The 12,238-nt window shown below is 51.4% G+C and carries 3 protein-coding genes; all 3 read right to left on the bottom strand.

The annotated features are described in order from the left end of the window. Positions 1–8,151, bottom strand: an 8,151-nt coding sequence (locus IE055_RS05080) for a hypothetical protein (RefSeq protein WP_229794138.1), incomplete at its 3' end; no start/stop codon positions are given. A 15-nt stretch (positions 8,152–8,166) separates the two neighbouring features. After that, positions 8,167–11,352, bottom strand: a complete 3,186-nt coding sequence (locus IE055_RS05075; RefSeq protein ID WP_189398887.1) for a carboxypeptidase regulatory-like domain-containing protein — start codon at positions 11,350–11,352, stop codon at positions 8,167–8,169. A gap of 76 nt (positions 11,353–11,428) precedes the next feature. Continuing rightward, positions 11,429–12,196, bottom strand: a complete 768-nt coding sequence (locus tag IE055_RS05070) for a peptidylprolyl isomerase (RefSeq protein ID WP_189398886.1) — start codon at positions 12,194–12,196, stop codon at positions 11,429–11,431. Between the last annotated feature and the right edge of the window lie 42 nt (positions 12,197–12,238).

Here is a 12,238-nt window from a genome sequence, read left to right as displayed (position 1 = left end):
GAGGCTCAGCAGGCGGTCGCTGTAGCGGTAGTGCGCGAGCAGTGTGTTGGTGCCGAGTGTGCGTTCTTCGAGAATGGATTTGCCGTCGTACAGGTATTCGATGTCGCCGCGTTCGCTGTCGAGGTGGCGTACGCGCATGCCGAGCGCGTTGTAGTCGTAGAGGCCGCGGGATTCCTCGCTCTCAGGTGGTCCACGAATGACTTGGGTGAGCTGATTGCGACTGTCATACCGGAACGTGGTGAGCGCAGGTACGCTTTGGGTGTTGTCGGTTTTGGTGAGCGTGTTGCCGTTGGCATCGTAGGTGTAGTCGATGCTGTTGTTGTCGGGGTCTGAGCTGTCTAGGGCTAAGTTGTCGGTGATGCTGGTTAGACGGTTGTTCCCATCGTAGGCAGACGTGCGGTCTTTGATGGTGGTGGTGACACCGCCAACGGTTTGCTTTTCGACCTCGGTGACGCGGTTGTAGTTAAAGTCGAAAGTGTAATCCGCAGTATGTACGTCGCCGGTCTCCTGGTCGGTGATGACGTAGCCGGTCATGCGGTCCGCGTTGTCGTACTCGTAGGAGGTGGTCTGAATCTTACGTTCCGCAAAGCCATTTTGAGTCTCGGTCTGCAGCACGCGGTTGCTGTTCAGGTCATAGTCGTAATCAAAGCGTGAGATCAGCTCAACGGTGTTGCCCACCACACGTTCGTTGATGGCCGACACGGTGCGATCCGCCGCATCGTAATCGTAGCGCGTGATGGTGCCATTGGGGTATTCGACCTGCGCTTGCTTGCTGTCTGCCGTGTAAGTGTAGGTGCTGGTGCCGTTCTCAGTGGTCGCGGTGCGCAGGCGATTACGGTTGTCATAAGTGTAGCTGGTGCTGCCACCGACGGAGGTGACTTGGGTGCGGTTGCCGTTGTCGTCATACTGGTAGCTGATGACGTGCCCGCGTTGTGTGTCTTGCGTTAGGCGATCGAGCAAATCGAAGGTGCGCACAGACACGTCAGTAACGCCGCCACCGGTGCGGTTATTGACCTTGTGCTCAGTGGTCTGAATCGGGTTGTTATTGCCATCGTATTCCGTTTCGACCAGCTGGACTTGCATATACGGGCTGGGAACCGGCGGATACGACTCGGAGGTCTGACGATTGATGGCATCGTAGGTGTAGGTGAACTGGCGGCCATTAGGGTCTGTACGACCGACCATATTGCCCTCTGCATCGTAGCGGAAGGTAGTGACCACCTGATTGGGCTGTCGATGTTCGATACGTCGATCAAGCGCGTCGTACTCGTAAGTGACGACGTTGCTGTTGGCATCTCGATGTGAGCGTTGGTTGTCGTTAGCGTCGTAGGTATACAGTGTGACATTCAGCTCACCGTCGGTGATGCGTTCAACCCGATTCAACGCATCGTAGGCGTAGCTGGTTTGGGTGCCTTTGGGGCGCGTGGATTTGGTTTTATTGTCGTTAAGATCGTACTCGAAACGCGTGGTTTCGCCGGCGTGGTTAGTCGAAGTAAGCAAGCGATTGGCATTGTCGTAGGTATTGGTGGTGACCTGCCCTACTTCGTCTTTCACCGTTAAGGTGTTGCCCGCACCATCGTAGGTGGTCTCAATGACCGTGGTATCGGGGTTGGTAATTTTGGTTTGCAGATTACGCCCGTTATACGCGTACTGGACGCGATTATTGTTGGCATCAGTAACGGCACTCAGATTGCCTTCACGGTCGTATTCGTTGCGCACAATTTTGACCTGCGCACCGTTGCCATCGGGCTTGGTGCTGGTCAATAGACGGTTTAATGCGTCATAAGTGTTGGTGGTGACGGTGCCGCGCTTGTCTGTTACGGTCAGCGCGTTGCCAACGCCATCGTAGGTGGTTTCCACACGTTGATCCAAGGCGTCCACCGTGGCGGTAACGCGGTCGAGGTCATCGTATTCGTATGTGGTGACGAATCCACGCCGATCTTTACTGGTTAATTTATTACCAACCGCGTCGTAGGTGTAGGTGATGGTTTTAGTGTCGGGATCGGTTGCCGTGACCACGCGGTTAAGCGCGTCGTAGTCAAAACGCGTGGTGAAACCACGGAAGTTTTCAACCGTAATGGGGTTGTCGTTGGCGTCGTAGGTGGTGGTGCGCGTTCGAGCGATTGCCGTGCCTTGCGCTTCGGTTTCAGTCACCAATCGGTCTGATGCGTCGTAAGTGCGAGCGTACACCGTGCCGATCGCATCGGTGGTGGTCAGTACGTTGTCGTTGGCGTCGTAGGTATGCTTAATGGTGCCCGAAACCGGCGTGGTTTCTTCGATCAAGCGATTTAACAGGTCGTAGTCGTAGTGTGTGCTGTGGCCATTACCATCGGTAATCTGCGTGCGATTGTCGTTGGCGTCGTAACTGATTTTGGTGACAAAGCCGTCGCCGTCGAGGGTTTCAGTGATGCGATTAATCGCGTCGTAGGTGTTTTTGGTGGTGATGCCGCGGCGATCGGTGACTTCGATTTGATTGCCATTGCCGTCGTACTTAACGCGGGTTACGAATCCCAGTGCGTCTCGCTCTTCGACCAGTCGGTTTTGGCGGTCGAACACATATTTAGTGGTACGCAGCTCTTCGTCTGTGTACTCGATATTGTTGCCGCGACCGTCGTAGACCCATTTTGAGACGCCGTTAATGGCGTTGGTCTGCTCAACCTTCAGGTAGCGCTTGTCGTACACCACAGAGGTAACGCGGCCCTCAAAATCCGACTCGCTGAGCATATTGTTTTCGTTGTCATAGGTGAAGACACGCTCGTCATCCAAGGCGTTGATTTCTTTGACTTTACGGTTACCTTCGTCGTAGGCGTATTCCGTGATCTGGTTACGATGGTCGGTCATGGTGAGCATATTGTCGACCAAGTCGTAGGTCATGCTCACGGTGTCGCCGATTCGGTTTTTAGTTGACGTGCGTCGATACAGGGTGTCGTAGGTATGTGTGGTTACCTGCCCTTTCCAATCCGTCTCAGTGAGTAAATTACTCTGATTGTCGTAGGTGAACAGTTGCTCACCGCCGCCGAAACTTCGGGTTACTCGTTCTACACGATCTCGTTCGTCATAGGTATAGGTCAGCGTTAAGCCAAGCTTGTCGGTCTCGGTTAACTTGTTGCCTTTGGCGTCGTAGGTAAACGTCGAGGTGTGCTGATCTGGGTGCAGAATTTTGGTAACACGATCCAGGTCGTCGTAGGTGTATTTGGTTTGATTACGGTTGGCATCTGTTTCAGTTAGCTTGTTTCCGCGCGCATCGTTGTTGTACTTGTAATTGCTGCCTTCAGGAAAGCTGACTTGCTCCAAATTACCGTAATCGTCGTATTGATAATTGGTGGTCCCGCCACCGTCTGGATGTCGTGTGGTGAGACGTAAACCTTCACCGGAATATGTATGCCGAGTCGTGAAGCCTTCGGCATCTTCGGCTTCCGTCAGGTTGCCATTGTCATCATAAGAATTGGTGATGGTGTGACCATTGCGATCTGTACGCGACTCTAAAAGACTAAATTCCGGGTGCCAGGTTTGCGTGATGGTGCCCAATGGGTCGGTTTGTTTGACGACGTTGCCTTGATCGTCATACTCATAGGTGGTTACGCGGCCTAAGGCGTCTTTAAGCTCAACCATGAGCACGTCGTCGTCACCATTGTCGATGGTCCATACCATCTCTGTGCGTTTGCCGAGTGGTTCTTCCACCAGGTTCGGGTTACCAAACTCATTTAGGGTGTAGAGCTTTTGGTTGCCGTTCAGGTCGGTCACGCGACGCTGATTGCCGCTGCCAAACAAATACTCGACCTGCGCTACACCAGTACTGCCCGGATATCGAATCTCCGAGATAACGTCTGTTTCGAGCGTGCCTTTCGCAAATTCCAGCAAGGCCGCAGGCACCTGTGACGGCTCTAGATAACCGTATTCCGTGACATTGCCATTGGCGTCGGTGGTTGACGTGAGATTCGGTATTCGGTCGTCCAGTGATTTGAAATAGGTATACGACTCAGTAAAGCTTTCGCGACGAAACCCGGTCAGACCAACAATCGCTGGCGTATAGGTTTGCGAGTCCGGGTCATACTGAATTGGACTTAAGGTTTCGTATTCAAAATCCAGTGTGATGCCCATCTCTGGGCTCTCAACCTGCATCAAACGGTATTGACCAGCTTCAGAAACAAGCTGATAACTGAATTCCAAAGTGCGCCCTGAGGCATCGGTTACCGAGCTAACCAGTTGTCGACCGTTGAACGAAGCGTATTCGTAAACCAGCTCATTGTTATTCCGATCAACAATTTTCTCGACTAAAAAACGTTCATCAGCCGCTGATGAGACATTGGATTGAAAAACATATTGTGTGCCGTCTTTTGAGGTGTAAACGTACTGCCCGTCGACCAGTTCTAGCTTGCCGTGGAAGCCACGCGATGGTCGCCAGGAACCGTCTTTGAAAATAAACATGCCGCCATTGCTGACGGTGATCAGTTGTGGAATCTCAGTAATGTCTTCAAACTCGTCGAGTGGAATTATCTCGGGTCGGTCACCGGTTCGATAATCACGGATCCAGTTTGGCAGATTGTTGTCATACAAACCATCAGCATCACTGGTCGCGAGGATTTTTAAATAGATGTTGTGATTATGATTCCAGCCGGGTCCCATCGGGCCATCGGAATTCGTTAACTGAGCTTCGTTGCTGTAACTGCGAATAAAGTCCGGCTGCGGCCCAACGCCAGACACTTTGATGTCTTCGCGTCGAAGCGTGAGTGCGCCACGTTGAATTAATGAATCGTGCTCAATAACCTGCCCGAGAACCTCGCTGTCGACGCGTTCAGCCAGTTTGCCAGTGAAAAGTTGGCGGGTTTTCTCGCCACTGAAAATGCCTTCTTTATTGATCGCGATATAGAACGTATCTTCTGGGTTAACGTGTCGTTCCATATCACCATAGGTGACGATAAAGCCATAGGCTCCTGAATCGTAATCTTGGTTAAAAACCAAAGACCCTTGTGGACTGAGACCTTCATCCAGCACCTCGATATTGACGATACTTCGCTCATGCAACACAAACGGCAGCTTAATGAAACTGTCGGTAATGTCTTTAATCGTCGCGGTAGATGTCTCCGTCGAATTGAACGTGGCAATCGAAATAGTACGACTAAAACCAATCGTAGTGGCCTCTTCGAATTGGTACTCCCACAACGTATTGCCTTCGTCGCTATTGGCATATAAGCGAATATTTAGAAAGTCTTCGGGCGTAATTTGAGACAACGCGCCCAAGTTTTCGAACCGAAGATTGCCATTATTATCAATGGTGACACGCTGTTCAGACCCACCAAACGATAAAATCAGTTCGCGTTCACCGTCGATTGGGGTTAATGCTTCAACTTGGTCGCCGATAAGCGTGTAAATCACATTGATGACATCTTCATCGCCCGTAATCACCGGATTCGGAGAGTCGATTATGTTGATTTCGGTGGTGTCGCCTTCAGGGTCGGTGAGCTCACGGTTGACTTCTGAGACATCAAAATCATATTGACTAAATTGATATTCCGGTCGGTAACGCCAGGCGTAGACGGGTTCCGGTTTGATCGGAATATTTTCTTGCTCTTCCGACGTATCCACCGTGTAATTTGACAGAATAGACCGATAGCGCCGATATTCCATCCAACTACCGCGCTCGTGCCACAAAGGCGCTAGGAACGGTGTGAGCAATTCTGGGCGACCGGCTAGACCGGGGTCATCGCTGGTGACACTGAAGCTTGGACAACTGGCATCAGAAACGCATTCCTGATCTTTTGGTTTACCAATTACGTGCACGTAAAAGTGATCAGTACCGGCATTGCGCGTACCCGATCGCACGCGCAAAACCTGTGTGTTTCGTCCGGGGGCAATTGGAAACTCGGCGAGGTCGTCGGCTAACGCCACACCGCGTAACTGATTTGGGCTCGCGACTTTCGCCAGTCGGCCAGTCAGTCCGTATTGCGCACCGTCGTCCAACCCGAGCTCTTCGGGTAAGGCCTGACCATACTCGTCCAACCATTCAGTGTAGATGGTCACTTTTGAATCCGAAGTCAGTGCAGCGCCTTCGTTACCGATGGTATTTTGATGCGCGTCTCCTTCATTGAGGCCCGCCTCCACCTCAAAATCGCGTTGGGCCCATATTTTCAAGTTGGGCGGCGTCATAACGATGTGCGGCACTTCAACGTCCAGCAGACCAGCCACCACGTTATTGTTTGCCGCACTGCACAGAAGGACGCGCGCCGTACCCATGTAGCCAGTCGCCCGATTGATGGCAACGACTTTAATGAATTCACCCGGTCGCGGATGGTCTGACTCACGCTTCGCAAAAGGTTCAGTGAGCTGGTAATCGGTTGCCCATTCCTCAAAGCTCTGGCGTCGATTGACGCCACCACCAACATTCAGATTATAGTCATGGCTGCCACGCAGCATGACACGGTACGCAACCTGCTTTGCATCTTCATCGTATTCGACGGCCGTGCGGTATTCGGCCTCTTCAGGTTTCAATCCCCGTCGTTCGAGGATGAGCTGCCCGGTTGACTCGCGGAAGAACAGTAAATCGGTATTACGCATATCCTCCGTGCTGATCGATTTAAGTACGCCCGTATTCTCAAAGCGCTGCTCGTGGTCTGCGACACGCACCAAGTCTGGAAAATCGATGACGTTGTCTTGGCGGCCATCAAAGTACACACCTTGCCAAGGTCCGCCTTCTTCTGGGTCGTATTGCAATTCTGGGTGTTTGTCTTCACAGGTAAATCCCTGTGCGTACACATGCGGACTGCTGTCAATGTCGTCACGACTGACATCGTCAGAGAGAAATATACTTATTTCGCTTTCCTGACTGACCGGCGTCGGCTCGGGAGCTGACCCAGAACCAGGATCCGACGGTGGTGTCACGTCGATGTCGACCGCAGAGCAGTGTAGTATCCGCCCTTGAGAAACTTTATCTGGCACACCGTCCGCATTGAAATCGTAAAAATCCGGAATTTCACGCTCTGCGTCTTCTTCAAATACCGAGTAAGTGGTGTCTCCGATATCTACTGGTTCGTATAGCGGGTTACGCATTGAAATGCGCCCGGTTACGAACATAATATCTGCATAAAGGTTATGCTGAACAAACGGTACCGCGTAACCGGCTTGAATCGCGAACAAATTCGGTGCTATGAGTGCCGGTGCTAGTGTCGCATAACAGTATGAATAGCCAGGCGTTCGTAGGTAATACGGAATACTCGGCGCGCCCGTAGGTAAAAAGTTACGGTATCGAAGTTCGGCCCAAACATCGGTTTTGAAATCATAGCCGCCAAGTGGGCATGGTGGCATCAGGAATTGAAAACTATACAGTCCCTGATTATTGGAGACGTCGACTCCGCCAACATAGGCGTGCTGATCAACGAATACTTTGGTGTACGGAATGGGGCCGAAAACCTGATCATCGGGCCGTACAATGCCGCGTTGATAGCCTTCTTGCGGTTCGTTCGGGTCACCAAAAAAACCGACTCGATACCCAAATGCATTGGGTGACGAATCCATAATAATACCGCGGTCATTGACGATCAGGCTTTTATCGTTGTACGCCGGCGTTCGCCCTTGAGTTAGGTCAAACTGAAATGCCAATAGAATCAGACTCGCGCCGTCAGCCCGAAGACGAGCGCCCTGCCCGCGTACAAACACACTGTTAAACCCTTCAGGTAATGGCAGCTTCTGAATGGGTGTCACATTGTCTGCCATTAGAAACTCGGCACTTTCGTACTGAGCTCTAGACATCAACTCGGCGGTTTTCGCGGTACCATTTGCATGCTCGGTTTTATACGACTCAAGACGTAGTTTTTCAGCTAGGTAGTCATTGGCCGGCATAATCTTCAGGTCGAGCGCGTTATAACCCGGCACGTTGACCACGCGCTGTTCGGTGCCATCCGGCGCGAATTCAACGAGAATTGGCTGGCCGGTATCTGGATCAATCACGATCGAGCGCGCCATAACCCTGCCGACCTTGAAATCCGCGTTTGGAATCGGACCTACGTAGACAAAACCGCCAATTGAATAGGCCTCCGCACAGAATAGAGAAAGCACAAGAACAACCAGCAAACGCGAGTATCTCGCAAACGACACGCGCATGGCGTTGAGTTTTCGCAGCAAGACTACCTTCATTGGGTTCTGGTGATCGTTCATGATGTGCACGTGTAACTAATTTCCATTCGCTGTCTGTGTTTGTAGAGCAGCCTTTAATTGTTCAATTGAAATCTGACCATTGGCATATTCTCCTAACTCATCTAATAAGTCAGGCACCACGATTGCATAGCCCAAATAATCGAGCGACTCAGCGTGAACCTTACCAACACTAGTGACTCGGTAGTTCTCAATCCGCCCAACGCCAATAGGTTCCACAATCTGGCGTGTACCTGAATAACCTAGTAAGACAACATGCTGATACACATCGAGATTAATATAGTCATAGGAACCGCGTAGCCGTGGCATTGCTACATTGAGTGCGATGTTTCCTTCCACCGAGATACCTTTGGGTTGAATACTGTACAGCCAGTGCGGCATTGCGGATTGATACGTCCCGACACCAAGATGTTCAAACGGTAAAAACTGTGCGTGTACCGGCCCAGCGGTACGTGAATTGGGGAATATCAAGCGTGCTTCCGACAGATCAATCAGCAAGTCACCATCGAGCAATGTGTTGGCAGCACCTGAATTAAGATTGGCGAACGGTACATTTCTATCCAGTTCCTGTAAGGTGTATTTGGAGAGCGGATTGATCCGGTTTGGCTGTAAGTGAATAGTCGTTCGAATAGTGCCAAACCGCGGGTTACCAAACTCATCGTTGACAACTAATGTATAGCTTCCACCCGGCAATGTTTGATCTCCGGACTCTTGGTACCCAAAGGTAAAGCCGCCATCGCCATTCGTGGTCGTAGAGCGCGCTAGCTCGAGCAGGCTGACACTGATGCCCTTGAGCGGTTGACCGAATTGGTCTGACACGCTGCCGTTAACGAACGTCGGCAACTCACGAACCTTAAACCGCGAGCGCGAAAGACTCTGGTTGTCGTATTTGACTTCAACGAAGAGATCCGCATCGTACGCGAAATATCGAGATGCGCTGAAGACTGCACTGGTGTTGCCGGGTACCATGTCGGTCTGCCCTGTTACCGTCTCCAAATTACGGTTTACATCAGATAGGACATAACCTTGGGCGTAAATGAAGTCCTCTCCCAAGGCATCCGCATTGAGATAGGTTTTGCCGTTAAAGGTCTCTCGCACAGTCACCTCCAACAGTGTTGGGTCGATCGCACGATTAAAATACACTTCGATGGGCGAATTCGGTTCAACATGGCGTTGGTTATTCGCTGGTTCAATTCTGACCAACTCGACCGGAATGTCTTCGAATCGTTGTACGTTCAGCACACGCGAATCAGAACCAACCACATTTCCAGCGGCGTCGCGAAGCTCGTAAACAATCGTTTGTTGCTCTGCTGTATCAGGCACGGACAGCTCGGTGCTGGCGCGATCACCGCTAACACTCATGGGTTGTTGGCTTGACGTATCGCTGCTTAGATACACAAATGCATCAAGATCGGCGACCTGCCCAGTTAACTGAGCCACGATCTGCACCAACGCAAAACCTTCGCGGGCCACGACCGTGGTATCGGGTCCAGGAAGCAGTGCCGAAATTTGGGCGGGCGAGGTGTTGATGAATACGTACTCGACCACGGTGGTGTTACCACTGCGATCATAGGCATTAAATGCTACCGGAACCGGTGTACTACCGCCAACCGGCACGGTTAATTCAAACCGGTATTCACCTGGCGCATTGCCGGGCGTGAGCGTGAGTGATTGATCATTAACTAAAACGCCACTCAAATTGTCGTCCCGAATGACCCCGCTCAACGTGAGGTTTGATTGTGTCACTTGATTTTGGACTCCATCGGACAGGTACGGCTGATCTAATGTGATCGTCGGCCCGCTCATATCAAGATAATAAGCCAACGTCTGCGTGGTGAGTTTTCCAAGGGCGTCTTCCGCTTCGATTGTGGTAGTAAGTTGCGCCTGACCGCCGCCGAATGTGAGCTCTTCACTTAAGGTGTAGGTACTTCGACCGAGGTTTCGGTCCAGCAGTGACGCACCATCTAGGGTGACTGACAGCGGGCCGGCCAAACTCTCCAGATTCGCGACGATGGTGAATGAGGGCGTATTGAGTACAGCGCCGTTGGGCGGGCTGACACCGCTGATGATTGGCGGACGAATTTCATCCCCGATCTCTGGTAAATAGCGGACCAATAAGGTTTGCTCAACCCCACCGAGTTGACTACTTAAAAGCAAGTGAAATCTATTTTCACCAACCTCGAGTTGAAGGTTCTCAAAATCAAAGGCGTACACGCCAGGCTCACTCGTAGCAGATACATCGACGCGCGACTCATTCACCTCGAGTACGAAGTCAGTCGGTAAAAACGAGGTGCGGACTACACCACTGATATCGACAGTGGCTTCGGTGGTAACAGTGCCATTTACTGGCAGCAAGTTTTCAAAGGTTGGGACAGTTTGACGAGTCACCTGCAAGGTAATTGATACTCTGTTACCCCAATTGTCACTAGCAACCACATTCAATTCGTTTAAGCCGAGCGCCAGCGGCACTTCTATCTCAAAATCACCCGTGGTTTCATTGCGATTGCCGCGAAATACATTGTCTGCAAAGCGACTGGACTTGACCGTTACCTCTTTGAACCCAGAAGTCAGCTTCATGGGGTCAATGGCATGGCCGCGAATAATCAGCATGGAATCGGCGCTGAGTAGCGGCGTCGAGTTCTCTACAGTCAAGACCGGATCAACTAGGTCCGGATAGTCATTGGGGTCATTTGGGTCGGTACTGTTATCAACTTCAACGTCATTGTCCACGCCGTCGCCATCTCGATCTGGATCAACATCATCGGGTATTTTGTCGCCATCGATATCAGGTGGCGTGCTGTTCGGGTCACGCGGATCCGTTCCATATTCGTCTTCCAACTCATTGGAGAAGCCATCACCATCCCAATCATTGGGATCAATATCTTCACCCAGTAGCAAGTGCAACATGGGAACGATATGTGCGACTGTTTGCGGCTTTTCACTGATTCTGATTGAACGAACGGTGCCAGCCCACTTAGTAAAATCAGCCGTATTGCGCTGCAGGTCAGTGCTCTCACCCAAGTAAAATGGCAATTTGAAAAGGCGTGCTTGATACCTAGGGGCGACACGCACCGACCGCGTCTCCACTCTGAGCGGTACAAAGCCTGTATTGGTGGTGGTGCAATATTCTTCGCCATTAAAATCCGCTTGAGAGTACAAACAAACGTATGCACCGGTGGTTTGCGCAACACTGATGCGTGCCACGACCGCTATCATCAGTACAACAACCAGAAAGCACTTCGCAAGTTTGTGGCAGATCTTCAACACAGTCCCTGGTCTCCTATTGTCCTTCGCGCACGACTTCCGCAGATTCAAGAGCTTGCTCAGAAGCTCGTTTCACCAGCGTGCGCATCTGCTCTGCGCCGAGAATTTTGCGGATTTCATCGCGTACTTCGGCCAGCGGCTTAGGTGGTATTGAGCGCACCGACGTGAGACGAACGATATAAGGTTTTCCAAGACTAAAGAAGACATCGGACGCGTTGCCAGGCTTCAACCCGGTCACCACCTGTTCGATGGTCGCATCCATTAATCCTGGTCTGAGTGTGACCTCTTGATATCGCAGATTGAGCGAGCTGCTCTTCGCGTACGACGCCCAATCTTGTTGCTTTTTTAACTCGTCACTCAACGCAATAAATTGATTTCGTTCGGCGTCACCAGCTTGCTTAGTAAGCGACAACATCGTAATTAGGTGTTCGTCACCACCACCAAATTTAGTCGGGTTTCGGTCGTAGTAATCTTGGATGCGGATTGAATCAATCGGCATTGGTTTGGCGTGCACCGAGAGGTATTCTTTGACATACAACTCCTCTTCAAACGCACGTACTCGTTGGGCCAGATCTGTTTTGCGCTCTGTGCTGAGTGTTTTATCCACGACTTGCCGCATGGCGCTCGAGGCAATCAAGCTTTGCAAGGCCTTTTCTTTCACTGAGTCCGTGATGGCAGGTGCTGTGGGGTTGCCGAACAATCGCGTCAGCATAAAATCCACATCCGCCTGCGTAATCGCCTCACCATTCACCGTCGCCAAAACCGGATTGGTTGAATCAGCCATATCAGCCGGCGCGTTCTCATTTACCGAATCGCTACCGCAAGC

The sequence above is a fragment of the Arenicella chitinivorans genome (genome assembly GCF_014651515.1).
Classification (GTDB): Bacteria; Pseudomonadota; Gammaproteobacteria; order Arenicellales; family Arenicellaceae; genus Arenicella; species Arenicella chitinivorans.
Note: the sequence above shows the minus strand (reverse complement) of the source record. Positions and strands in the feature narration are given on the sequence as shown.

Coding starts and splice junctions, on each gene's coding strand:
- IE055_RS05070 (WP_189398886.1), bottom strand. CDS start 12,196: ATGGCTGATTCAACCAATCCGGTTTTGGCGACGGTGAATGGTGAGGCG.